22 protein-coding genes and 1 tRNA gene are annotated in these 23,317 nt (G+C 62.8%); 16 read left to right on the top strand and 7 right to left on the bottom strand.

Annotation, left to right across the window (positions count from 1 at the left end; translation table 11 throughout):
* A partial coding sequence (locus FJ980_RS21040) for an extracellular solute-binding protein (protein WP_140545698.1) occupies nucleotides 1–1,438 on the bottom strand: 1,438 nt, incomplete at its 3' end.
* A 295-nt stretch (nucleotides 1,439–1,733) separates the two neighbouring features.
* Here FJ980_RS21040 and FJ980_RS21035 point away from each other — a divergent pair.
* Nucleotides 1,734–2,354, top strand: a complete 621-nt coding sequence (locus FJ980_RS21035; RefSeq protein WP_095765425.1) for an invasion associated locus B family protein — start codon at nucleotides 1,734–1,736, stop codon at nucleotides 2,352–2,354.
* 96 nt (nucleotides 2,355–2,450) lie between these two features.
* Here FJ980_RS21035 and hspQ read toward each other — a convergent pair whose 3' ends face one another.
* Nucleotides 2,451–2,774 (bottom strand): heat shock protein HspQ, encoded by a 324-nt coding sequence (gene hspQ / locus FJ980_RS21030; RefSeq protein WP_040983419.1) that lies wholly within the window; start codon nucleotides 2,772–2,774, stop codon nucleotides 2,451–2,453.
* Between the two features lie 239 nt (nucleotides 2,775–3,013).
* On the bottom strand, nucleotides 3,014–4,225 hold the full coding sequence (locus tag FJ980_RS21025; protein WP_140545697.1) for a UbiH/UbiF family hydroxylase: 1,212 nt from the start codon (nucleotides 4,223–4,225) through the stop codon (nucleotides 3,014–3,016).
* A gap of 101 nt (nucleotides 4,226–4,326) precedes the next feature.
* Here FJ980_RS21025 and FJ980_RS21020 point away from each other — a divergent pair, with 101 nt between their 5' ends.
* The 8 genes from FJ980_RS21020 to FJ980_RS20985 all read left to right on the top strand — a co-directional run bounded on the left by FJ980_RS21020 (nucleotide 4,327) and on the right by FJ980_RS20985 (nucleotide 12,811).
* Nucleotides 4,327–5,217, top strand: a complete 891-nt coding sequence (locus FJ980_RS21020) for a DUF2182 domain-containing protein (RefSeq protein ID WP_140545696.1) — start codon at nucleotides 4,327–4,329, stop codon at nucleotides 5,215–5,217.
* Nucleotides 5,218–5,228: 11 nt separating this feature from the next.
* Complete coding sequence (locus FJ980_RS21015; RefSeq protein ID WP_140545695.1) at nucleotides 5,229–5,843, top strand: DUF1326 domain-containing protein; 615 nt, start codon at nucleotides 5,229–5,231, stop codon at nucleotides 5,841–5,843.
* Nucleotides 5,840–6,658: a phosphatidylcholine synthase gene (gene pcsA / locus FJ980_RS21010; RefSeq protein WP_181181278.1), complete on the top strand. Its 819-nt coding sequence runs from the start codon at nucleotides 5,840–5,842 to the stop codon at nucleotides 6,656–6,658. The genes FJ980_RS21015 and pcsA overlap by 4 nt, the downstream gene beginning before the upstream one ends.
* Nucleotides 6,659–6,795: 137 nt before the next feature.
* Nucleotides 6,796–7,773: a quinone oxidoreductase gene (locus FJ980_RS21005; protein ID WP_140545694.1), complete on the top strand. Its 978-nt coding sequence runs from the start codon at nucleotides 6,796–6,798 to the stop codon at nucleotides 7,771–7,773.
* Between the two features lie 294 nt (nucleotides 7,774–8,067).
* Entirely contained in the window at nucleotides 8,068–9,645 is a 1,578-nt protein-coding gene (locus FJ980_RS21000; RefSeq protein WP_181181277.1) for an ABC transporter ATP-binding protein, read from the top strand.
* Nucleotides 9,642–10,772, top strand: a complete 1,131-nt coding sequence (locus FJ980_RS20995) for an ABC transporter permease (protein ID WP_140545692.1) — start codon at nucleotides 9,642–9,644, stop codon at nucleotides 10,770–10,772. Before FJ980_RS21000 ends, FJ980_RS20995 begins: the two co-directional genes overlap by 4 nt.
* Nucleotides 10,772–11,692 carry an ABC transporter permease gene (locus tag FJ980_RS20990; RefSeq protein WP_140545691.1) on the top strand — a complete coding sequence of 307 codons (921 nt, stop codon included), beginning with the start codon at nucleotides 10,772–10,774 and terminating at the stop codon, nucleotides 11,690–11,692. Before FJ980_RS20995 ends, FJ980_RS20990 begins: the two co-directional genes overlap by 1 nt.
* A 51-nt stretch (nucleotides 11,693–11,743) precedes the next feature.
* Entirely contained in the window at nucleotides 11,744–12,811 is a 1,068-nt protein-coding gene (locus FJ980_RS20985) for a BMP family ABC transporter substrate-binding protein (protein ID WP_140545690.1), read from the top strand.
* 82 nt (nucleotides 12,812–12,893) lie between these two features.
* On the opposite strand, the gene rimO is transcribed toward FJ980_RS20985, so the two are convergent.
* The 3 genes from rimO to FJ980_RS20965 form a co-directional block, all read right to left on the bottom strand.
* A complete protein-coding gene (rimO, locus tag FJ980_RS20980; RefSeq protein ID WP_140545689.1) occupies nucleotides 12,894–14,207 on the bottom strand; it encodes a 30S ribosomal protein S12 methylthiotransferase RimO in 1,314 nt (437 codons plus the stop codon).
* A gap of 177 nt (nucleotides 14,208–14,384) precedes the next feature.
* Complete coding sequence (locus FJ980_RS20975; protein WP_140545688.1) at nucleotides 14,385–15,068, bottom strand: TerC family protein; 684 nt, start codon at nucleotides 15,066–15,068, stop codon at nucleotides 14,385–14,387.
* A gap of 270 nt (nucleotides 15,069–15,338) precedes the next feature.
* A complete protein-coding gene (locus FJ980_RS20965) occupies nucleotides 15,339–15,746 on the bottom strand; it encodes a DUF930 domain-containing protein (RefSeq protein WP_181181276.1) in 408 nt (135 codons plus the stop codon).
* Nucleotides 15,747–16,016: 270 nt separating this feature from the next.
* Here FJ980_RS20965 and FJ980_RS20960 point away from each other — a divergent pair, with 270 nt between their 5' ends.
* Nucleotides 16,017–16,241, top strand: a complete 225-nt coding sequence (locus tag FJ980_RS20960) for an antitoxin MazE family protein (RefSeq protein WP_140545687.1) — start codon at nucleotides 16,017–16,019, stop codon at nucleotides 16,239–16,241.
* Nucleotides 16,242–16,365: 124 nt separating this feature from the next.
* Here the strand turns inward: FJ980_RS20960 and FJ980_RS20950 are convergent.
* Nucleotides 16,366–16,455 (bottom strand) — tRNA-Ser (locus FJ980_RS20950).
* A gap of 312 nt (nucleotides 16,456–16,767) precedes the next feature.
* Here FJ980_RS20950 and FJ980_RS20945 point away from each other — a divergent pair.
* The 6 genes from FJ980_RS20945 to metG form a co-directional block, all read left to right on the top strand.
* Nucleotides 16,768–17,136, top strand: a complete 369-nt coding sequence (locus tag FJ980_RS20945; RefSeq protein WP_140545686.1) for a nuclear transport factor 2 family protein — start codon at nucleotides 16,768–16,770, stop codon at nucleotides 17,134–17,136.
* A 552-nt stretch (nucleotides 17,137–17,688) separates the two neighbouring features.
* Nucleotides 17,689–18,951, top strand: a complete 1,263-nt coding sequence (locus FJ980_RS20940; protein WP_140545685.1) for a septal ring lytic transglycosylase RlpA family protein — start codon at nucleotides 17,689–17,691, stop codon at nucleotides 18,949–18,951.
* Between the two features lie 123 nt (nucleotides 18,952–19,074).
* A complete protein-coding gene (locus FJ980_RS20935) occupies nucleotides 19,075–20,253 on the top strand; it encodes a D-alanyl-D-alanine carboxypeptidase family protein (protein WP_140545684.1) in 1,179 nt (392 codons plus the stop codon).
* A 72-nt stretch (nucleotides 20,254–20,325) separates the two neighbouring features.
* The gene (gene tmk, locus FJ980_RS20930) at nucleotides 20,326–21,000 is read left to right on the top strand and encodes a dTMP kinase (RefSeq protein ID WP_140545683.1); all 675 of its coding nucleotides are present in this window, start codon (nucleotides 20,326–20,328) and stop codon (nucleotides 20,998–21,000) included.
* Nucleotides 20,997–22,052, top strand: coding sequence for a DNA polymerase III subunit delta' (locus tag FJ980_RS20925; RefSeq protein WP_140545682.1), 1,056 nt, complete (start codon nucleotides 20,997–20,999; stop codon nucleotides 22,050–22,052). Before tmk ends, FJ980_RS20925 begins: the two co-directional genes overlap by 4 nt.
* Nucleotides 22,053–22,179: 127 nt before the next feature.
* The coding region (gene metG, locus FJ980_RS20920) for a methionine--tRNA ligase (RefSeq protein WP_140545681.1) at nucleotides 22,180–23,317 on the top strand (1,138 nt) is incomplete at its 3' end.

Genomic DNA, 23,317 nt, shown 5'->3' with positions numbered 1-23,317 from the left:
CGCCGTCGAGGGTGCGGATGCCGACGTCGATACCGATCTTTTCCAGCGTGCGCTGGTAGACGGCCGCCAGCCGCTCTTCGTCTTGCGACGAGGTTAGGATCTCGAAGCCGAAGGGGTTTCCTTGCGCGTCGAGCATCTTGCCGTCCTGCACATGGAAGCCGGCGCTCTTCAGCAATTCGAAGGCGGTTTTGAGCACCTTGCGGTCCTGGCCTGAACCATCCGTCACGGGTGGGCGCCAAGTGCCGTCCATCACGTCGGGCGGCACGCGGTCGGGGTAGGGGGCAAGCAGCGCCTTTTCGCGATCGTCCGCAGGGTGACCGAGCGCCGACAACTCGGAATTCTGCCAATAGCTCATGGTGCGGTTGAACTTGCCGCCGAACAGATTCTTGTTCGTCCATTCGAAATCGTAGAGCATGCCGAGCGCGCGGCGGACGACGGGATCGGCGAACTTGGGCAGCCGGGTGTTGAACAGAAAGCCGGTCACAACCGGGGGAATGCCGGTGTTGAAATATTCTTCCCTCACATCCCCCTTTCGGAAGGCTGGAAAGTCGATGTCGCGCTCACGCTTGACCGGATCGGTCTCGTCATCGAGAGCGCAAATTCCTTTCTTGAACGCTTCCGTCTTGGCGTTGGCGTTGAGAAAATACTCGATCGTGACCTGGTCGAAATTGTCGAAGCCGCGCTTCGACGGAATGTCTTTGCCCCAGTAATCCGGATTCCGCTTGAAGACGATACGCTGCCCCGGCAGCACCTTGTCCACGGTGTAGGGCCCGCTGCCGATCAGCGGTTTCAGCGTGGTCTTGTCGAACGTGTCCTTGTCGAAGGCGTGCTTGGGGACGATCGGCGTCAGCGCGACGATCAGCGGAAATTCGCGGTTAGCCTTGTCGTTGAAGGTGAACTTCACGCTGTGATCGCCGGTCTTCTCCAGCTTGGCGATCATGCTCATGCGGTCGCTATAGGGCGGGCGGCCCTTCGCGGCGAAGACGTCGTAGGTGAACAGCACGTCCTCCGGCGTCACCGGCTGGCCGTCCGACCATTTCGCGTTCGGGTTCAGATGAAACTCGATGCTCTTGCGATCCGGATCCATGTCGGCGCTGTCGGCAAGCAGTCCGTAGAGGCTGAAGGGCTCGTCATAGTTGCGCTGCATCAATGGCTCGAAGACGAGATTGCCGTAAACTGTATCGATCATCCCGCGCGCCGTGGTGCGCAGGCTTTTCAGGATAAAGGGATTGAGGTTGTCGAAGGAGCCGACGACGCAATAGGTGACGCTGCCGCCTTTCGGCGCGACTGGATTGACGTAGTCGAAATGCTCATAATCGGGCGGCAGCGCCGGCTCGCCTTGCATGGCTAAGCCGTGCTTCGGCTCCGACTGTGCCGGAAGGAGCGAAAGAGCCAGAAACGAGGTCGCGGCGATCAGCCGGACGAGAACGCGGTCCATGACCGTCTCCTTGCCGGACGGCTTTGTGATTCGCCATGCACCCTAGAGCATTTCGCTATCCGATTGAATCGGCGCGCCAATGGGAATCGGGCTCAGCCGCTCCAGCGCCGATCGATGCCCCGCCCTGGGACATCAAACCGCGAAGAAATCGCGGAAACCGGGCTGGATTCGATGTCGCTGGCAGTGTAACACGCGCTCCGAAGTCATCCTGTTGCCTCATTTGGGCAACAGGTAGCTGGACCACACGGCACGAAGAAGCCGGTCCCCGGGATCATTTGAGAGGAAAGTGCACCATATGACGATCAACGCGTACCGCCTTTCGGTGCTGGCCGCAGGCGTGGTCGGCGTTCTGGGCGCCGGGCTTTTCACCGCCTCGGCCCAACAGCAGCCGCAGATCCCGCAGGGCTGGTTCAAGGCCTGCACCAAGCAGGAAGACGTTGACATTTGCAATGTGCAGAACATCGTCACGGCCGGCAACGGCCAGCTCGTCACCGGCGTTAGCCTGATCGAACTCAAGGGCAAGGTGAACCGCAAGGTCTTCCAGGTCACGGTGCCGACCGGCCGCCTCGTGCCTCCCGGAATTGCGCTGCAGATCGATGCCGGCAAGGCGCAGAAGCTCGACTATGTGATCTGCTTCCCGGATCGTTGCGTGGCGGAAGTGCCGCTGAGCGACCAGCTCGTCGCTTCCTTCAAGAAGGGGCAGGGCATCACGCTCACCTCGATCAACTTCCAGAACCAGCCGAACCCGATCAAGATCGCGCTCACCGGCTTCAGCGGCGCGTATGACGGCCCGCCGCTGCAGCAGTCGGACATCGAGGACCGGCAGAAGAAGCTGCAGGACTTCGTCGCCAAGAACAATCAGGACTTCGCCAAGAAGCTCAAGGACGAGCAGGACAAGGCCAAGACCGCGAACTGATCGCGCAAGCGCATTTCTCGGAAACAAAAAGCGGGGCAAATGCCCCGCTTTTTTATTGCCCCGCGCCGCGCGCCCTGGGCGACGTTCGTTAGCGCTTCAGTGCTTCGACTGGCGCTTCGGCTCGTAGCGGCCGTCCGGCAGCTTGTCGAACATCTCGCCGATCTGCGGATGCCGCACCGGCTCGCCCGACCGGTCCTCGAGCAGGTTCTGCTCGGATACATAGGCGATGTACTCAGTCTCTGAATTTTCCGCCAGAAGATGGTAGAAAGGCTGGTCCTTGCGCGGACGCACGTCGGCGGGAATAGCCTCGTACCATTCCTCAGTGTTGGCGAATTCGGGATCGACGTCGAAGATCACTCCGCGGAATGGAAACAGCCTGTGGCGAACCACTTGCCCGATCGAGAACTTGGCCGTTTTCATCACGTTCACCACTTAGGTTCCGAGGCGCCTGTCGTGGCTGCGCACAAGGCGCCTAAGGCCTTGAATTTACACGTCACGCGGCCAAAAATCGACCTCGACTTTCGGCTGGTGCCTATTTGGCGCAGACGAGGCCGCAGTTCAATAGCCGAGTCCTTGATCTTGGCTGAAGCAACGGGTTAGCCCGCGCGGGAGTTTTCCCGCCTGAGCGAAAAAAGTCCGACGTCATCAACCTTGGAATACTACCGGCCGACCTCTTTCCTTAGGCCGCCGGCAATGGCGCGAAAGCCGCTGCCCGGCCGCAGCCCCTCGCGCATGAAGAAGGCGCGCAGCGGCGCGAAGCCGCCAAGCGCACTAAGGCCGGCGCTGCGCGCCAGCTGCGCCGGCAGCATGTCGGACAAGAGCGACATGTTGAGCAGGTTCACCGCGCCGCTGCGCGCCCAAATGTCGGGCCGGCGCCTCGTGTCATAGGCGGCGAGGCTTCGGCGCGATCCTGGATCATTGCTGTTTTCACTCGCGATTCCAATCAGATCGTCGATATCCCTGATACCCAGATTGAGGCCTTGGGCGCCGATCGGCGGAAACACATGCGCTGCCTCGCCGACCAGCGCCACGCGGTTTTGCGCGAAGCGGCCGGGCGAGGCCGCCGACAAAGGATAGACCTGCCGGCCCGGCTCGACCGAGACCCGGCCAAGCATCGACTGCATCTGCTCCTCGACACGCCCCGACAAGGTTGCATCGTCGAGCGCGGCAAGCTCCCGCGCGGTCTCCGGCCTCACCACCCACACAAGGCTCGAGCGCCTGCCGGGCAGCGGCACCTGCGTGAACGGCCCTGTCTCGGTATGGAACTCGGTTGAAACGAAGCCGTGCTCGCTGCGATGGCCGAAATTGAGCACAAGCGCCGACTGCGGATAGGGGCGCGCAAAGGCGCGAATGCCGGCGGCTTCCCGCGCCAGCGACAGGCGCCCGTCGGCGGCGACAGCAAGCGATGCAGAGATTTCGCTGCCGTCGGCCAGCCGGGCATGGGCCCGATCGGCGTCCAGGCGCCATGACTCGACAGTGGATTTCAGCCAGTGAATGCCATGATGAGCTGAAACCGCCTTGGCAAGAATGGTGATGAGGGCCTTGTTCGGCAGATTGAGCCCGAACTGTTCCTCGCCGATCTCGCTGGCGCGGAAGGTCACGGTTGGACTGCGGATCAGCCGCCTTGTGGCATCGACAATGCGCATCACCTTGAGCGCCGCGGCCTGCGGCCTCAGTTCGGCAAGGATGCCCAGTCGTTCAAGGACTTTTAGGGCGGGGTTCATGAGGGCGGTAGTGCGGCCGTCGGCGGTGTTGGCCTCAGGGCCGACCAGCGTCACTTCGAAGCCGGCCTCGGCGAAGCCGAGCGCGGCGATCAAGCCGGCCGGACCGCTGCCGGCAACCAGGATGCGGGCTTTGTCGTTGTGCTCCACGCCAGGCTTCCACAATGCGAGGCGACCCGTCGGGCCTTTGTCCGGATATAGGGCAGATTGGCCGGCTTGATCAACGCGGCGATTCAGCCCATTCGATTGCCATGAGCGGCGAGCAGCATGATTTCAGCCATCTCGACCGCGCCGGCCGCGCCACGGCTGGCGTGGCGCGCAGCCCGCGCCTCGCGGTCATGCTCACGATCGGTATCGGCATCGCCCTTGCGTGGTTGCTTCTCGGCGCGATGGCGATACGCGGCGCTGAAGGCAGCCCCGTGGGCGCCCCCGGCGATATGCTGCTGAAAAATCTGCCGGGCCTGCCGTTGCCGGATTTTCTCGACCGGTTCTTCGCTCTTTGCCTCACGCCGGCGCCGCTTGCCGGCATGGCGGGCCTGCAAGCACCGGCGCTTGTGCTGATGTGGTTCCTGATGGCCGTGGCGACGATGCTGCCTTCGGCGGCGCCGCTGATCCGCACCTATTGCGAAATCGCCGACACGGCGAGGATCAAAGGCGAACCAGTCGTTCATCCGCTGGTGCTTGTCGCCGGATACCTCGCCACATGGCTCGGCGCATCCGTGGGTTTCAGCGTGCTGACGCTCGCGGTGTACGCCTTTGCCGGTTCCGGCCGGATGCTCGACCCCGCCGTCGGGCTTGCCGGCGCCATCGCGCTGCTTGTCGCCGGCCTCTATCAATTCAGCGACCTGAAACAGGCATGCCTGGAAAAGTGCCGCAATCCGTTCTCGATCCTGTTCGCCAGGTGGAGCGCGAAATCAGGCCGCATCTTCCGGCTCGGCCTGGAACAGGGCGTCTGGTGTCTCGGTTGCTGCTGGGCGCTGATGCTGGTGATGTTTGCCGTAGGCGCCATGAACGTCTTCTGGATGGCGCTGATCGGCCTGTTCACGCTGATCGAAAAACAGACCGCTGGCAGGGTGGCCAGCCGGATTGCCGGTGCGATACTGCTTGTGTGGGCGGCTGCCCTGCTATTAGTTTCGGCATGAGGGAGAATTCGATGACCGACCAAAGCTGGGCAATGAAAGGGGAGCTGGTACTCTCCTGCAATTGCACGGTTTTCTGTCCCTGCGTGCTGTCGCTTGGCAGCCATCCGCCGACCGAGGGCTATTGCCAGACATGGGCGGGCTTCCGCATCGATGCGGGCCATTTCGGCGAGGTCGACCTGTCGGGCCTCAATCTCGGCCTGATCATGGAAATTCCCGGCTATATGAGCCGCGGCAACTGGACGGCCGGCCTGTTTATCGACAAGCGCGCGTCGATTTATGCGGTGAAGGCGCTGACCAAGATCTTCACCGGCAAGGCCGGCGGCACCACCTCGCTGCTTTCGATCCTCGTCGGGAAATTCCTCGGCGTCGAGCAGGTGCCGATCACCTACGAGACGCGCGACAAGACGCGCGTCTTCCAGATTCCCAAGATCATCGACGGCGCGGTGACGCCCATTCCTGGCAAGGACCGTGAGAAAGATACGGTGATCGCCAATTCGGAATATTGGATCGCGCCGGAAATCATCGTGGCCAAGTCCGACAAGAGCAAGATGCGCGCCTTCGGCCGCAACTGGAATTTCGCCGGCCGCTCGGCCGAAATCTGCAAGCTGGACTGGCGGGGACCGTGAGCAAGAACACAAGGGCCGGCAAGGCAGCCAAGAAGATCGCGCAACGGATCCCATTGCCGAAGAAGAAGGTGACGTGGCCGCAGGCGCGCGCGTTCTCCGTTCATCTGCTCACCGCGTCGGGATCGTTCCTTGCCTTCCTGTCGCTGGTGGCGGCGAGCGAGCAACGCTGGACGGCGATGTTCTGGTGGCTGGGGCTGGCGCTTTTCGTCGATGGTATCGACGGTCCGATCGCCAGGAAGCTCGAGGTCAAGGAAATCCTGCCGACATGGTCGGGAGAGCTCCTCGACAACATTATCGATTACGTCACCTACGTGCTCATCCCGGCCTTCGCGCTCTATCAGCGCGGCTTCATGGGCGAGAATCTGTCCTTCCTTTCGGCGGCCATCATCGTCGTCTCCAGCGCGATCTATTATGCCGACACCGGCATGAAGACGAAGGAGAACTTCTTCAAAGGGTTTCCCGTCGTCTGGAACATGGTGGTGTTCACGCTCTTCGTCATCGAGCCTGGGCAATGGGTATCTTTCACCGTGGTGGTGGTTGCCGGCATTTTGACCTTCATGCCGATCAACTTCATCCATCCGGTGCGTGTCGTGCGGCTGAGGTCGGTCAATCTTTTTATGACGCTTTTGTGGTGCGCCTTCGGCGCGCTGGCGCTGGCGCAGGCAGCACTTGCCGCCTTCTATGACAAGATCGGCGTGCTGGGAGAGCAGGTCAGCAACTTCACCAAGATCGGCATCACCATCACCGGCCTCTATCTCGCCTGCATCGGAGGCATCATGCAGATGTTTCCCAATCTGGGCGCCAAGAAGTCCTGATCCTGGATCAGGATATTTTTGGCTGAATGGTCATCCTGGCCCTAGCTGTATATCGGCGCATGATCTTCCGAAAATCGGTTCTCCCTTTCGCAATCATGTTTCCAGATTTGTGCACTTACCCTTCAGAGAGCTGAGCGATGTCCAAGGCAATCCGCATCCACGCCCATGGCGGCCCCGAAGTCCTGGCCTATGAAGACGCCGACCCCGGCCAGCCGGGAGAAGGCCAGATCCTGGTCCGGCACACGGCAATCGGCCTCAACTTCATCGACGTCTACTATCGCTCCGGGCTTTATCCGCCACTTGGCGGTTTTCCGCTGATCCCAGGCGGCGAGGCAGCGGGCGTCGTGCTGGCGCTCGGCCCCGGCGTCGACTGGCTGAGGCCCGGCGACCGCATCGCCTATGCCGTCAATGTCGGGGCTTATGCTGAGCAACGGGTGATCGCGGCCGACCGTGTGGTCAAAGTGCCGGACGGCATCAGCGACGAGCAAGCGGCGGCGATGATGCTGAAGGGCATGACGGCCGAATACCTCTTGCGCCGCACCTTTCCCGTCAAGGCCGGCGACACGATCCTCTACCATGCAGCCGCAGGCGGTGTCGGCCTGATCCTCGGGCAATGGGCGAAGCATCTCGGCGCGACCGTGATCGGCACCGCGAGTTCCGCTGACAAGATCGAACTTGCGCGGGCGCATGGCTTCGATCACGTCATCAACTACAAAGAGCAGGATTTCGTCGCCGGCGTCGAGGCGCTGACGGGCGGGAAGAAATGCGACGTCGTCTACGATTCCGTCGGTGCCGACACTTTTCCGGCATCGCTCGACTGCCTGCGGCCGCTCGGCATGTTCGTGAGCTTCGGCCAGTCGTCCGGGCCGATCCCGCCCTTCTCGATGTCGCTGCTGGCGCAGAAAGGCTCGCTCTACGCGACCCGGCCGACGCTTTTCGTCTACAATGCCAGACGCGAGGATCTGGTGAAGTCGGCCGAAGCGCTTTTCGACGTGGTCAAGAGCGGCGCCGTCGCGATCAAGATCAACCAGCGCTATGCGCTGAAGGATGCTGCAAAAGCGCAAGCGGATCTCGAGGCCCGCAAGACGACGGGAACGACCGTCCTCATTCCATAGAGCGCTTCGCGGAAGCGGCGTACCGCTCTATCGCAATTCCGGGGCGGGACGTCGCCTTACACTTTTCAGCACCATACCTGGCCGGCTGCCCTGTTTTTCAGCGGCTTGCCGTGCCCGAAGGCACGGATTGCCTGAAAAGCGTTGTTGATTTGCTGTCGTTCTCCACGGGTCTATCTTAGCCCTTGAGTTTCCGCTGAAATTCTTGAAGCTCTTTCAAGTCGGGTGCTGCTTTCCGACTGGAGCCGGCCGCGCATACCATGCTTTCGGGAACACAGAACATGTCTGGGAAACCGGATGGGAGGCACTGTGAGTGCAAATCATGACAGGGCGAACCTGCTCGAGGTTCGCGGCCTAACCAAGATATTCGGCACGCTGACGGCGTGCGATCACATCGATCTCAATATCGCAAAAGGCGAGATCCACGCGCTGCTCGGCGAGAACGGCGCCGGCAAGTCGACGCTGGTCAAGATGCTGTTCGGATCGCTCGAGCCGAACTCGGGCGAGATCTTCTGGGACGGCAAGCCGGTCAAGATCACCAGCCCGGGCGCGGCCAAGAAGCTCGGCATCGGCATGGTGTTCCAGCATTTCTCGCTGTTCGAGGCGCTGACGGCGGCCGAGAACATCGCGCTTTCGCTCGATGACGGTTCGCCGATCAGCAGCATCGCCGCGAAGGCGAGGGCATTGTCCTACAGCTACGGCCTGCCGCTCGATCCGGAGTCGCTGGTCGGAGACCTTTCGGTCGGCGAACGCCAGCGCATCGAGATCATCCGTTGCCTCTTGCAGACACCGCAGCTCATCATTCTCGACGAGCCGACCTCGGTGCTGACGCCACAGGAAGCCGACAAACTGTTCGAGACGCTGGAGCGCCTGCGCGCCGAAGGCAAGTCGATCCTCTACATCTCGCACCGGCTGGAAGAGGTCAAACGCATCTGCGACCGCGCCACGGTGCTTCGCCACGGCAAAGTTGTCGGCCATTGCAACCCGCGCCAGGAGACCGCCGCCTCGCTCGCCCGCATGATGGTCGGCAGCGAGGTGAAGGCTGTGGTGCGCGCGCCGGCGGAAGGCATCGAAACGGCGCCGGCGCTGCTGGAAATCCGCAACCTCAGCCGCAAGCCGGCGACGCCCTTCGCCATCCCGCTCAAGAACATCAACCTCACCGTGCGTGCCGGCGAAGTGATCGGCATCGCGGGTGTGGCCGGCAACGGCCAGGGCGAGTTCTTCGAATCCGTCTCCGGCGAAGTGCTGCAGCAGGATACCGGTTCCGTGCGCATTCGCGGCAAGGACGCCGGTGGCCTGTCGATCACCGGCCGGCGGCTGATGGGCGCCGCCTTCGTGCCGGAAGAGCGCCTCGGCCATGGCGCAGCACCTCGCATGAAGCTTTCGGAGAACCTGCTTCTGTCCCGTCATGCCACAGACGGCAAGGCTTTCGTCGGCTCGGGAGGCATGGTCAAGAACAGCGCCGTTTACAGCGCCGCCCAGCGCATCATCACGGCCATGGACGTACGCAAGAGCGCGCCGGATCCGGAAGCTGCCGCCCTGTCGGGCGGCAATCTGCAGAAATTCATCGTCGGGCGCGAGCTCGACCGCAAGCCGAGCGTCATGATCGTCAACCAGCCGACCTGGGGCGTCGACGCCGGTGCTGCCGCTCACATCCGTCAGGCCCTGATCGAGCTTGCCCGCAGCGGCTCCGCTGTCCTGGTCATCAGCCAGGACCTCGACGAATTGTTCGAGCTGTCGGACGCGATCGCCGTCATGCACAACGGCGAATTGTCGACGCCGCTGCCGATTGCCGAGGCGACTTTCGAGAGGATCGGCCTGTTGATGGGCGGCGCCGAGCCCGGCCACGCCGAACACAGAATGGAGGTGGCATGATGCGCATCGAACTCGTCAAACGCCCGCAGCGCTCGGCGCTGTTCTCGATGCTGTCGCCCTTCATCGCCTTCGCACTGACGATCATTGCCGGCGCCATCATGTTCGCCTTGCTCGGCGTCAACCCGCTCAATGCCTTCGAGATCTATTTCGTCGAGCCGGTCAGCCAGGTCTGGCAGTTGCATGAGCTGGCGATCAAGGCAGCGCCGCTGATCCTGATCGCGGTCGGCCTGTCGGTCTGCTACAGGGCCAATATCTGGAACATCGGCGCCGAAGGCCAGTTCATCTTCGGCGCGATCTTCGGCTCGATCATCCCGGTGCTGTTCCCGCAGTTCGAAGGCCCGCTGGTGATCCCGCTGATGCTTCTGCTCGGCATGGTCGGCGGCGCCTTTTACGCATCGATCCCGGCGCTTTTGAAGACCCGATTCAGCACCAACGAGATCCTGACCAGCCTGATGCTGGTCTATGTCGCGCAGCTTTTCCTCGACTGGCTGGTGCGCGGCCCGTGGCGCGATCCGCAAGGCCATGGTTTCCCGCAGACGATCCAGTTCGGCGACTCGGCGGTGCTGCCCGAGCTGATGCCCGACGCCGGCCGAGCCAATTGGGGCTTCGTCTTCGCCTTGATTGCCGCCGTGCTGGTCTGGCTGATGATGAGCCGCATGCTGAAAGGGTTCGAGGTGCGCGTGCTGGGCTCAAGCCCAAGGGCAGGGCGCTTTGCCGGCTTCGGCTTCAGCCGCATGGTGTTCTTCGCTTTCCTTCTGTCCGGCGCGCTGGCCGGTCTGGCAGGCATCTCCGAGGTCTCCGGCGCCATTGGCCAGTTGCAGCCGGTGATCTCGCCCGGCTACGGCTTCACTGCCATCATCGTCGCCTTTCTCGGCAGGCTCAATCCGCTTGGCATCGTGGCCGCGGGCCTGGTGCTGGCGCTGACCTATCTCGGCGGCGAGGCGGTGCAGAGCGCGCTCGGCATTTCCGACAAGGTGGCGCGCGTGTTCCAGGGCATGCTTTTGTTCTTCGTGCTCGGCTGCGACACGCTCATCCACTACCGCATTCGCCTGATCGGCATGGCGCTAACGAAGCCGAACGGCGCGGCGCAGCTCGAAGCGGCGCCCAAGCTCGAGGAGGCTCGCTGATGGACATCACCGTCAACATCCTTTTGACCATCGCGACCGCGGCGACGCCGCTCCTGATCGCGGCGATCGGCGAGCTGGTTGTCGAGCGCTCCGGCGTGCTCAATCTCGGCGTCGAGGGCATGATGATCATGGGTGCCGTCGGCGGCTTCGGCGCCGGTTACCTCACCGGATCGCCGTGGATCGGCCTGCTTGCCGCGATCATCGTCGGCGCGCTGTTCTCGCTGCTGTTCGCCGTCATGACGCTGTCGCTGGCGACCAACCAGGTGGCGACCGGCCTGTCGCTGACGCTGCTCGGCCTCGGCCTCTCGGGCATGATCGGCACCAGCTTCGTCGGTCAGCCGGGCGTGAGATTGCCCAATTTGGACATCCCGGGGATCAGCTCGATCCCGGTGGTCGGCAAGCTGGTCTTCGGCCAGGACCCGGTGTTCTACATCTCGATCGCGCTGACCGCGGCGGTAATGTGGTTCCTGTTCAAGACGCGCACGGGCCTGACGCTGCGCTCGATCGGCGACAGCCATACGTCGGCGCATGCGCTCGGCATCAAGGTCATCCGCTACCGCTATCTCGCCGTGATCTTTGGCGGCGCCTGCGCCGGCCTTGCCGGCGGCCACCTATCGCTGGTCTACACCCCGCAATGGGTGGAAAACATGAGCGCGGGTCGCGGCTGGATCGCGCTGGCGCTGGTGGTGTTCGCTTCCTGGCGTCCGTGGCGGGTCCTGGCCGGCGCCTATATCTTCGGCGCGGTGTGGATCGGCCAGCTTCATGCACAGGCTTTTGGCATTCCGGTGCCTTCGCAGTTTCTTTCTTCGCTGCCCTATCTGGCAACCGTCGTGGTTCTCGTTCTAATCTCGCGCAACAAGCGGCTGACGATGATGAACACGCCGGCTTCGTTGGGGCAGCCATTTGTTCCGGATCGTTGACAACAACAAAAAGACGGGAAGCTCCAAGGCTTAACTCAGAGAGGTAACACAATGAAAAAACTGCTTATTGCGTTGATGACCACGGCCGCGGCCCTGTCCCTGGCGGCAACCGCCCAGGCCGCCGACAAGCTCAAGGCCTGCTGGGTCTATACGGGTCCGATCGGCGACTTCGGCTATTCCTATCAGCACGACCAGGGCCGGCTCGAAGTCGAGAAGGCGCTCGGCGACAAGGTCGAGACCGCCTATCTCGAAAACGTCTCGGAAGGCCCGGACGCCGACCGCGCTTTCGAGCGCCTGGCGCGCGAGAAGTGCAAGATCATCTTCGGTACCTCCTTCGGCTTCATGGATGCCGAAGTGAAGGTCGCCAAGAAGTTCCCCAAGGTGATGTTCGAGCATGCCACCGGCTTCAAGACCGGCGACAATCTCGGCATCTACAACGCCCGCTTCTATGAAGGCCGCTATGTGCTCGGCCAGATCGCGGCCAAGGAATCGAAGAAGGGCCTCGCCGGCTACATCGTTTCCTTCCCGATCCCGGAAGTGGTGATGGGCATCAACTCCTTCATGCTCGGCGCGCAGTCGGTCAATCCCGACTTCAAGGTGAAGATCGTGTGGGTGAATTCCTGGTTCGACCCCGGCAAGGAAGCCGACGCCGCCAAGGCGCTGTTCGACCAGGGCGCCGACATCATCGTCCAGCACACCGACTCGACCGCCGCTCTGCAGGTCGCCGAGGAGCGCAAGCTGCACGGCTTCGGCCAGTCGTCCGATATGATCAAGTTCGCACCGCACGCGCAGCTGACCTCGCTGACCGACGAATGGGGCCCGTATTATATCAGCCGCGTGCAGGCGGCGCTCGATGGCACCTGGAAGCCGGACAATGTGTGGCTGGGCATCAAGGACGGCGCCGTCAAGCTCGCGCCCTACACCAACATGCCTGACGACGTGAAGGCGATGGCCGAGGCGACCGAGAAGAAGATCGCCGGCGGCTGGAATCCCTTCACCGGACCCGTCTCCAAGCAGGATGGTTCGCCCTGGCTGAAGGATGGCGAGGTCGCCGACGACGGCACGCTGCTCGGCATGAACTTCTACGTCAAGGGCATCGACGACAAGCTGCCGCAGTAAGCGGCAAGCTGCTGAACCGAAACGGAAATGGGCGCCCCCGGGCGCCCATTTTCTTTGAAACTGCGTGGGTCCGCGTGGGCTGTCAGACGGCCGAGCCGTAAAGATCGTAAGCGTCGGCGCGGTCGATCTTGACGGTGACGATCTCGCCGGCGCGCAGCGGCCGCCGCGACTGGATGTGCACGGAGCCGTCGATCTCCGGCGCGTCGTATTTGGTGCGGCCTTTGCCGGATGTGCCATGCGCCTCGTCGATCAGCACCGGCAGGCGCTTGCCGACTTTCTTGGCCAATTGCGCAGCCGAGATTTTCTGCTGGCGCTGCATGAAACGGTGCCAGCGCGCTTCCTTGATCTCCTGCGGCACCTGCTCCAGTCCGAGATCGTTGGAGCGCGCGCCCTTGACCGGCTCGTATTTGAAACAACCGGCGCGGTCGATCCTGGCTTCGTCCAGCCAGTCGAGCAGCATCTCGAAATCGTCCTCGGTTTCGCCGGGGAAGCCGACGATGAAAGTCGAGCGGATGGCGAGATCCGGGCAGACCTCGCGCCAGCCGCGGATGCGGTCCAGCGTCTTTTCGCCATGCGCGGGGCGGCGCATGTTCTTCAGTACCTGCGGCGAGGCGTGCTGGAAGGGAATGTCGAGATAGGGGAGGATCTTTCCCTCCGCCATCAGCGGAATGACGTCGGCGACGTGCGGGTAGGGATACACATAATGCATGCGTATCCAGATGCCGAGTTTGGCGAGTTCCTCGGCGAGGTCGAGGAATTTCGCCCGCACCTCGCGATCGCCAAACATCGACGTCTGATACTTGATGTCGATGCCGTAGGCGCTGGTGTCTTGCGAGATGACCAGGATCTCCTTGACGCCGGCCTTGGCGAGCTTTTCGGCTTCGCGCAGCACGTCCGCGGCCGGGCGCGAGACGAGATCGCCGCGCAGCGCCGGAATGATGCAGAAGGTGCAGCGGTTGTTGCAGCCCTCGGAAATCTTCAGATAGGCGTAGTGGCGCGGCGTCAGCTTCACGCCCTGCGGCGGCAGCAGGTCGACATAGGGATCGTGGCTGGGCGGGGCCGCCTCGTGCACCGCGGCCATCACGCTCTCATAGGCCTGCGGGCCGGTGATCGCCAACACATTGGGATGCTTTTCGCGGATGACCTCCGGCTCGGCGCCGAGGCAGCCGGTGACGATGACGCGGCCGTTCTCGGAAAGGGCGGAGCCGATGGCGTTGAGCGACTCGTCGCGGGCGGAATCGAGAAAGCCGCAAGTGTTGACGACGACGAGGTCGGCGCCGTCATGCTTGCGTGCGATCTCGTAGCCCTCGGCACGCAGCCGCGTGATGATGCGCTCGGAATCAACGAGCGCCTTCGGGCATCCAAGACTGACGAAACTGACGCGTGGGGCGGACATAAATTTGTTTTCCAAGAGATGAGGGCGAGATCGAGGAGCCTCAGGCTCCGAAGATCGATCCACGGCGCGCGGCTATCAGCCAATTCGCGCGGCGCAATAGCACGCTTCGGCACAGAAGCAAACCTGCCAGCCGGCCATGACAAGAGGCGATGCGGCAGACGCTCGCCTGAACGAGCGTCAGTGGCCGTCCGATCCGAACCAGGGCGCCAGGAAAGCAAAATGGTCGGGAAACTGCTGCACGGCGCCTCCCAGAAGCATGTTCACCGCGACATAGAGGATGATCAGCAGGCCGACATAGGCGATCCAGCGGTACTTGTGCAGCAGACGCGCGACGAAGGATGCGGCAAAGCCCATCAGCGCGATCGAAAGGACCAGCCCGATGATCAGCACCGTGGGATGCTTCATGGCTGCGCCGGCGACGGCGAGCACGTTGTCGAGCGACATCGAGACGTCGGCGATGACGATCTGCCAGGCGGCCTGCGAGAAGGTCTTGCGCGGTTTGCCGGCGATTTTGCCGTCCTTGTTATAATCGCCGTTCGACAGCGCTTCTGTCGCGTCGCGCTCATCCTCGTGGCTGACGCGCAGCTCGCGCCACATCTTCCAGCATACCCACAGAAGCAGGAGCCCGCCGGCGATGAGCAGCATCGGGCCGATGCTCAGCAGCCATTGCGTGATCAGGGCAAAGACGATGCGCAGGACGGTGGCTGCCGCGATGCCGACCAGGATGGCACGCTTGCGTTGATCGATGGGAAGGCCGGCTGCCGCGAGGCCGATCACAATTGCGTTGTCGCCGGCAAGCGCGAGATCGATTGCGACGACCTGGAGGAGAGCCGAAAGGCCTGCGGCAGTGAATATTTCCATCGACTAGAAATCCTTGCCTGAAATGAGCGTAGCCCTTTACCCGGACGGGCCTAAAGGCGCGGTCCATCGGCGTCAAGACGCAGGGTTGGACATCGCCGGAAAACAAGGCCGGCAGCGCAAGCCCTCAAGGATTTCGGGTGGTTGCCGGCAAGCTGGCGAGGCCGAAAACTAGGGCGTTTCACCGTTTCACGGAAACGGCGAACCGCTCTATCTCTTTGTTTTGACGCAATTCCGGACGGGAAACCGCTACGCACTTTCCCTGGAATTGCTCTAGTCGTAGAGATTATATTTGGCCCAGTCGGATTCCGGGATTTCGTCGCCGATCTTGTAGCGGAACTGCAGCACTTGCATATGGTCCGGCGCGGTCTGGCATTTGAACTTCAGCCGGTACCATTGGCCATTGCTGCGGAAGGCGGCGCCCGAGCTCTTGATGGCATCGGCGCTCATCTGCGGCGTGGCGAACGCGTAGGCCACGACGCGGTCGGCCTTGTAGTTGCGATCGTCGTGGCTGATCCGGTCGAGCACCTCGGCGTCACAGCGCTGCTCGAGGCGGGTCTCAGGATCGAGTTTCATCAGGCCGGCGCGCAACGCATTGTCCATCGCCTTGGCCGGCAAGACCGGCGTCAGCGACGCCAGAACCATCAGGCAGAGCTTTTTCATGGGCGCGACAAGCAGCATATTTTGTCCGATAAATCAAATAAACGGTGGTTTACCAACTGTCGGTCGCCAGCGCCGCGTCGGTTCTAACGAATGCACCGGCTGCAACCCTTGATCGCCTTAAGCTGCAGACTCGCTAATATGCGTGGAATGTCTATGTCGTCGATGCCGGAATCCACGGATTTCAGGCAACTGAACCAGTCGGACTTGCGCCTCCTGGCGGTCGCGAAAAGGCTGGTCACAACGCGTTGTCCATGCTGGGTTACATGTAACTATTGCGGAGAATGGCTCATGGCATCGGCAAGAAGGGCAAAGTCCACGCATGTGAAGGTGCAGGAACATCGGGAGCGGCTACGCGCCCAGGGCCTGCGGCCCATCCAGATTTGGGTGCCGGACGTGCGCGCCGCGTCGTTTAAGTCCGAGGCGCACCGACAGTCGGCGGCGGTGGCCGCGAGCGCCCGTGCGGCCGAGGATCAGGCGTTCATGGACGCGGTATCCGATTGGGACGATGAATGAGGCGGGGCGAGGTCTGGACCGTCTCCGGCGGCAGGGATTATGCGGGCAAGCCGCGCCTTGTCGCCTTGCGCCTGTCTTTGCCCGCCACGGCGCTCCGTGCGCGGTGCCCACTCAGGCACCGAAATGGCGGAGGGAGTGGGATTCGAACCCACGGTGAACTTGCGCCCACGCCGGTTTTCAAGACCGGTGCCTTAAACCGCTCGGCCATCCCTCCACTATGGTTTTTCAACCATTTTGGTCATCGCGACCGGTTGTTTCGGTTGGCACCGAAGGCATTCCCCGGCCGGTTTGCGCTTCATTCCTGTAGTGCGGCTTTCAGGGCCGCGTCAACCACTGCGGCGGCACCTTCCAACTGTCACGGCAAAAGGTGGGCATAAATTCGGCGTGACCCGACGGCTACGTTGCCGGGGCCGGCGGAAACGACATGCACCTGAACGGCTGGGGGAAATCCGCTGGAAGAGATGGCGATCTAGTCAGTCGCATTAGTATTCTCTAAACTAAGTCCAGGCGCCGAAGGAGGGTAACTATGTCGATCCGAGATGATCTACAGCCGCTTTGGGACTTGTATGTCGTAGCTTACCGATCGGGGAATGCATCTGGCTGTGCTGCTATCTTCACCGACGATGCCGAAATGCATTCACCCTATGGGCCTCCGGCGCGGGGGCGCGCGGCAATAGAGGCGCTGCACGAGATTTGGGTTCAACATGCCGGGCCTAATAAGACCCTTCAGGTGATCGAAGCGGGCAGCTCCGGAAATCTAGCCTGGACATTGGCTGGCTATTCGGAAGGAGAGGCGGTCGGCAACGGCACCTCGCTGAGTGTCTTTGAGCGTCAGGCTGGCGGAGGTTGGCTGATCCGGATGTGCAGTCTCAACAGTACTGACGCTACCGGATAGATGTATAGCTGGCCGCAACGGCACGGGGCAATCATCCCAATCGCGCTGACATGCGCCACGGCTTACGAATGGCAACCCCGACCCTACCCGAGGCGAGGTTAGCTCCCGGCTTCGTCCTGCTGGCGGTTCGGCGCATTGACAATGACGTCATGACCCTGCCAATCTCAATCTGCTAATATTTCAAACAGGGGGACAATCGTGAAGAAAGCCTACGAGAAACCCGTACTGACAAAGCGTGAGATGCTGTCTCGTGCGACGGCCCAGCAGGTGCTATCCAACCTGGAATAGCGCACAAACCGTTACTCTTATTCGGATTGGACGCGCCGGCGATCTTATGGCCGGCGCTGTTGGCAGCCAGAATACTCGAACGAGAACGGACTTTCCGAGCGACGGTGTCACCGCCTTGCGCCATAATGTCGCCCTGTTGCGGCCATAATCGATTAACATCGTGATAAGCAATTCCTGTGCAAAAGAGATTGGGGATCAAGGTGTTGGCCTGGCGGGCGACTTCTGGTCCCGTCTGGTGACAGCACGGTAGGGGACAATCGAGACATGCAGACCCTGACGCGCCCGCGTCTTCGTCGCGCTTCTGCTTTCGCCCTGTGCGCCCTTTCGGGCCTACTGCTGGCTGCCTGCGCCTCGCAACCCGAACCGAAGGGGATGGTCTACAAGAAGGGCCGCTCCAAGGAATATTTCGCCGAATCCGAATATGGCGTGAAGGCGAGCCCGCGTGTCCAGTTCATGCGGCGCGGCGGCGGCCGCGACCAGCTCGGCAAGCCCTATCAAGTGCGCGGCAAATGGTACTATCCCAAGGAAGACAAGGGCTACGCCAAGGTCGGCCTGGCTTCCTGGTACGGCGATGCGTTTCATGGCCGCCTGACCGCCAATGGCGAAGTCTATGACATGACGCATCTGACGGCAGCGCATCCGACGATGCCGCTGCCGAGCTATGCCCGCGTCACCAATCTGGAGACCGGCAGCTCGGTGATCGTGCGCGTCAACGACCGCGGCCCCTATCACGAAGGCCGCATCATCGACGTTTCCGAACGCGCGGCGCAGATGCTCGATTATGCCAAGGTCGGTACGGCCAGGGTCAAAGTGGAATATGTCGGCCGCGCGCCGCTCGATGGCGATGACGACCAGTATCTGGTGGCCTCCTATCACCCCGGCAACAACCGGCCGGATCCTTCGGACGGCCTGCCGACCGGAGTGATGGTGGCCATGAACGGCCCGTCGCCGAGCGTGCCGGTGGGGGCGTCGCCGGCGGCCGCGCCGTTTCCGGGCGAGTTGACCAATTCGGGGCAGGCCTTTGCAGCGCAGCCGGGGCTTTCAGACCAGGCGGCCGTGCAGCCGGCCGCATTCGCCGTCCAGGGCGCTGGTGATGTCATGCTGCCGGATTTCGGCCCGATCGTGCCGGAACGGCCGGATTTCACGCTTCCGCCGAACTCGCCCTTCGCCATGGCCTCGCTGTCTTACGCGGATGAGCGGGTAGAGCGCGCCGACGTCTTTGCCGCGCTCGATTCCGGCGGCATGTCGGCCGCCGATATCCTGCGTTCATGGAAGAAATCAAACCGAGAGCTACAGGCGCCCGCCTCCGACTACGTCGCTGCCGGTTCCTTCGACGAGGCCGCGAAGGCAAAGCGCGTGGCCGCAGCGCTCGCGCCGTTCGGCCGGACCGAGATCCAGCGCACCGAGCTCGACGGAAATGACTGGTATGCGGTCAATGTCTATCCGGACGGCCATGGCAGCGTCGACGACCTGCTCCAGGCAGCCTGGTCGCATGGCGCGCCGGACGCGCTGGTTGTGCGTAACTGATCAAATTCGCGCTGCCCGTTGATCCGGCCGAAAAAACCCTGATAGCTTGGCCGCGGGGTAGTCTTTGCGCATTCTGGAGCGGCTCTACGCTTTTCCGGGTTGCTCAGATCGGGTCGACATTTCATGCAGTTCCGCATTTTTCCGCCTTTCGCCAGCCTTCTGGGATTGGCGCTGGTGTTGCTTTGCGCCGCCCCGGCCAGCGCGCAACTCTTCGAGACCAAGGCGGCGCAGGCGTTCATGATCGATGCCGACACCGGCACCGTGCTCTTCGCCAAGGACCCCGACAAGCCGATCCCGCCCGCCTCGATGGCCAAGCTGATGACGATGGAAATGGTCTTCAACGCCATCAAGTCGAAGCGGATCACGCTCGACGACACTTTCGTCGTCAGCGAAAACGCCTGGCGCACCGGCGGCGCGCCGTCCGGTACCTCGACCATGTTCGCCAAGCTCAAATCCGAGGTCCGCGTCGAGGATCTGATCCAGGGCGTCACCGTGCAGGCCGCCAATGACGGCTGTATCGTGCTCGCCGAGGGCATGGCGGGCTCGGAAGCGAATTTCGCCGCGCAGATGACCGATCGCGCCCGCCAGCTCGGCCTCTCGAAATCGACCTTCGTCAATTCGACCGGCCTGCCGGCCGACGGGCAGCAGACGACGGTGCGGGAGCTGACGATGCTGGCGCTGCATCTGTGGCGCGACTATCCCGAGTTCTTCCACTATTACGGCCAGCCGGACTTCACCTGGAACAAGATCTCGCAGAGGAACCGCAATCCGCTGATCGCCATGGGCATCGAGGCCGACGGCTTCGTGGCCGGCGCCAGCGAGCAGGCGGGCTTCGGCCTGGTCGGCACCGTCGGCCACAACGGCACGCGCGTGATCGCCGCCCTCAGCGGACTGGCGAATGATCGCGAACGCTCCGAAGAGGCGCGCAAGCTGCTCGAATGGGGCTCGCGATCATTCCAGAAGACCGAGATCTTCGCCAAGGACGAGGTGGTTGGGGAAGCGCAGGTTTTCGGCGGCGCCAAATCCGGCCTGGCCTTGAAAGCGAAAGGTCCGGTAGACATCTTTCTGCCGATAGCCAACCGCGACAAGCTGACCGCCAGGATCGTCTACCAGGGTCCGGTGTCGGCACCGGTCGAGGAGGGGCAACCGGTCGGGGAATTGCGCGTTTGGATAGGCGAGACGCTGAGCCAGCAGACGCCGCTCTATGCCGCCGAGTCGGTTAAGGTGGGCACGCTGCCGCAGCGCGCGTTCGACGCAGCCAAGGAACTCGCTGTCGGCTGGCTACGTCAGAAACATTTGTGATCGGGCAAGTTCGTGGACCTTTTGTCGGACGGGAGCTATGACAGCGGCCAGCACGGGCAAAGGCAATCTCGATTGGCGAGCGGATTTTTCATCACCTTCGAGGGCGGCGAAGGAGCAGGCAAGTCGACGCAGATCGAGCGGCTGGCGCGGCGCATGCGCGCCAAGAAATACGACGTCCTGGTCAGCCGCGAACCGGGTGGATCGCCCGGCGCCGAGGCCGTAAGGCATGTGCTTCTGTCCGGGGCGGCCGAACCGTTCGGCCCGAAGATGGAGGCGATCCTGTTCGCCGCCGCGCGCTCCGACCATGTCGAGCAGGTCATCCGGCCCGCGGTCGAGCGCGGCTCGATCGTGCTGTGCGACCGGTTCATCGATTCCTCGCGGGTCTACCAAGGCGTCACCGGCGGGCTCGACGCCGATTTCATGAAGGCGCTGGAGGCGGTGGCCATCAACGGCATGATGCCCGACATGACGCTGATCTTCGACATCGATCCCGCTGAAGGCCTGAAGCGGGCCGCCGCGCGGCGCGGCGCCGGTGACGCCGCCGACCGCTTCGAGAAGGAGACCCTGGCCATCCACCGGCGGCGGCGCGAGGCTTTCCTGGCTATCGCCGCGGCGGAGCCGGAGCGCTGCATCGTCATCGACGCTTCCGCCGACCCCGACACGGTGGAGAACGTCGTCACCGCCGCCGTCTTCGCGGCGCTGGAAGAGCGGATGCCGGCGCAAAGGATCGAGACGGCGCCGGCATGATCTTCGAACGTATCGCCCCCGAACAGCACGACACGCTGGACGGCGTACCCGAGCCTGCCGAAACGCCGCGGCTGATCGGCCACGCATCGGCGGCAGGGATGCTTGCCAGCGCCTACCGCGCCGGCAAGCTGCCGCATGCGCTGATTTTCGCCGGGCCGCAGGGTATCGGCAAGGCGACGCTGGCGTTCCACACGGCGCACCATCTTCTGAGATATCCGGATTTCAAGACGGCGCCCGACACGCTTGCCGTTCCCGATCCGGTCTCCTCGCTGTTTCGCCAGATCGCCACCGGCGCGCATCCTTCGGTGCTGCATCTCACCCGTCCGGCCAACGAGAAGACCAAGAGCTTCAAGACGGTGCTGACCGTCGACGAGATCCGCAAGGTCAGCCGCTTCCTGTCGATGACCTCGCATGACGGCAGCTACCGGGTCGTCATCGTCGATCCGGCCGACGACATGAACACCAACGCCGCCAATGCCTTGCTCAAGAATCTCGAAGAGCCGCCGGCGCGCACCCTGTTCATTCTGGTGGTGCATGCGCCCGGCAGCCTGTTGCCGACGATCCGCTCGCGCTGCCAGATGGTGCGGCTGGCGCCTTTGGCCGCCGACGAGCTGATGGCGGTGCTGGAAAATGTCGAGCCGCCGCCGCCGGAGGATCCGGGCGCGCGCGCAGCGCTGGCCGAGCGGGCAGGGGGCAGCGCCCGCAACGCGATCCTGCTCACCCAATATGGCGGGCTGGAGATCGCAGGCGCGCTCGACGCACTGGTGGCGGCCAGGAAGCCCGACATTGCCGACGCCCATCGCCTTGCCGAAGCCGTGGCGGGACGCGACCAGGCGATCCAGTTCGACATCTTCAACCGGCGCGCGCTCGACCTGCTTTCGACCGCCGCCAGTGACGCCGCGCTGGCCGGCGATCTCGCCCGGGCCAAAACCCTGTCCGAGGCTTGGCACGAGGCGCTGAACACGATATCTGAGGCTGAGACCTACAACCTCGACAAGAAGCAGCACGCCCTGACCATGATCGACCGCCTGAATTCTGCGATGCGAATGTGACGGCTCGTTCGATGCATGCCGTTGGCCCAGTTTTGGGCGGCATGCATTGGCCTCGGGATGGCAATCGACGTTCCGATGCGATATCCACCGCCACAACTCACATTCAGATATTCATGACGGTTCATTCATGTCACGCGATACATTCTACATCACGACCGCGATCTCCTACCCAAACGGCAAGCCGCATATCGGCCATGCCTATGAGCTGATCGCCACCGACGCGCTTGCCCGCTTCCAGCGGCTGGACGGCAAGGATGTCTTCTTCCTGACCGGCACCGACGAGCACGGCATCAAGATGCTGCAGACGGCGCGCAAGGAAGGCATCGCGGCGCGCGAGCTCGCCGACCGCAACTCGGCCGAGTTCAGGCGCATGGCCACCGCGCTCAACGCTTCCAACGACGATTTCATCCGCACCACCGAGGAGCGGCATTACGCATCCTCCCAGGCGATCTGGAAGGCGATGGCCGCCAATGGCGACATCTACAAGGGCGGCTATGCCGGTTGGTATTCGGTGCGCGACGAGGCCTATTACGGCGAGGAGGAGACCGAGGTTCGCCCCGACAATGTCCGCTACGGGCCGCAGGGCACGCCGGTGGAATGGGTCGAGGAAGAAAGCTATTTCTTCCGGCTGTCGGCCTACCAGGACAGGCTGATCGCGCTTTACGAGAGCCAGCCTGATTTCATCGGTCCGGCCGAGCGTCGCAACGAGGTGATGAGCTTCGTCAAATCGGGGCTGAAGGATCTATCGGTCTCGCGCACCACTTTCGACTGGGGCGTGCCGGTGCCGGGCGACGAAAAACACGTGATGTATGTGTGGGTCGACGCCTTGACCAACTACATCACCGGCGTCGGTTATCCCAATGAAAACGATGAGAAATGGCGGTTTTGGCCTGCCGATGCGCACATCATCGGCAAGGACATCGTGCGCTTCCACGCCGTCTATTGGCCGGCCTTCCTGATGTCGGCGGGAATCCCGTTGCCGAAGCGCGTCTTCGGCCATGGCTTCCTGTTCAACCGGGGCGAGAAGATGTCGAAGTCGGTCGGCAACGTCATCGACCCGTTCACCATGGTCGAGCATTACGGCGTCGACCAGGTGCGCTACTTCTTCCTGCGCGAGGTGCCGTTCGGCCAGGACGGCAATTACAGCCACGAAGCGATCGTCAACCGCACCAATGCCGACCTCGCCAACGGCCTCGGCAATCTGGCGCAGCGCTCGCTGTCGATGATTGCCAAGAACTGCGGCGGCAAGGCGCCGGCGCGCGGCG

It is taken from the genome of Mesorhizobium sp. B1-1-5, from assembly GCF_006443065.1.
GTDB lineage: Bacteria > Pseudomonadota > Alphaproteobacteria > Rhizobiales > Rhizobiaceae > Mesorhizobium.
This window is presented reverse-complemented; position numbering and strand designations above follow the sequence as displayed.

Excerpts from the sequence above, each read along its gene's own strand:
- FJ980_RS20940 (WP_140545685.1), top strand. The coding sequence starts at position 17,689 with ATGCAGACCCTGACGCGCCCGCGTCTTCGTCGCGCTTCTGCTTTCGCC.
- FJ980_RS20975 (WP_140545688.1), bottom strand. The coding sequence starts at position 15,068 with ATGGAAATATTCACTGCCGCAGGCCTTTCGGCTCTCCTCCAGGTCGTC.
- FJ980_RS21035 (WP_095765425.1), top strand. The coding sequence starts at position 1,734 with ATGACGATCAACGCGTACCGCCTTTCGGTGCTGGCCGCAGGCGTGGTC.
- FJ980_RS20925 (WP_140545682.1), top strand. The coding sequence starts at position 20,997 with ATGATCTTCGAACGTATCGCCCCCGAACAGCACGACACGCTGGACGGC.
- FJ980_RS21000 (WP_181181277.1), top strand. The coding sequence starts at position 8,068 with ATGGGAGGCACTGTGAGTGCAAATCATGACAGGGCGAACCTGCTCGAG.
- FJ980_RS20935 (WP_140545684.1), top strand. The coding sequence starts at position 19,075 with ATGCAGTTCCGCATTTTTCCGCCTTTCGCCAGCCTTCTGGGATTGGCG.
- FJ980_RS21005 (WP_140545694.1), top strand. The coding sequence starts at position 6,796 with ATGTCCAAGGCAATCCGCATCCACGCCCATGGCGGCCCCGAAGTCCTG.
- hspQ (WP_040983419.1), bottom strand. The coding sequence starts at position 2,774 with ATGAAAACGGCCAAGTTCTCGATCGGGCAAGTGGTTCGCCACAGGCTG.
- FJ980_RS20990 (WP_140545691.1), top strand. The coding sequence starts at position 10,772 with ATGGACATCACCGTCAACATCCTTTTGACCATCGCGACCGCGGCGACG.
- FJ980_RS20945 (WP_140545686.1), top strand. The coding sequence starts at position 16,768 with ATGTCGATCCGAGATGATCTACAGCCGCTTTGGGACTTGTATGTCGTA.
- FJ980_RS21020 (WP_140545696.1), top strand. The coding sequence starts at position 4,327 with ATGAGCGGCGAGCAGCATGATTTCAGCCATCTCGACCGCGCCGGCCGC.
- rimO (WP_140545689.1), bottom strand. The coding sequence starts at position 14,207 with ATGTCCGCCCCACGCGTCAGTTTCGTCAGTCTTGGATGCCCGAAGGCG.
- FJ980_RS20960 (WP_140545687.1), top strand. The coding sequence starts at position 16,017 with ATGGCATCGGCAAGAAGGGCAAAGTCCACGCATGTGAAGGTGCAGGAA.
- FJ980_RS20965 (WP_181181276.1), bottom strand. The coding sequence starts at position 15,746 with ATGCTGCTTGTCGCGCCCATGAAAAAGCTCTGCCTGATGGTTCTGGCG.
- FJ980_RS20995 (WP_140545692.1), top strand. The coding sequence starts at position 9,642 with ATGATGCGCATCGAACTCGTCAAACGCCCGCAGCGCTCGGCGCTGTTC.
- FJ980_RS21015 (WP_140545695.1), top strand. The coding sequence starts at position 5,229 with ATGACCGACCAAAGCTGGGCAATGAAAGGGGAGCTGGTACTCTCCTGC.
- FJ980_RS20985 (WP_140545690.1), top strand. The coding sequence starts at position 11,744 with ATGAAAAAACTGCTTATTGCGTTGATGACCACGGCCGCGGCCCTGTCC.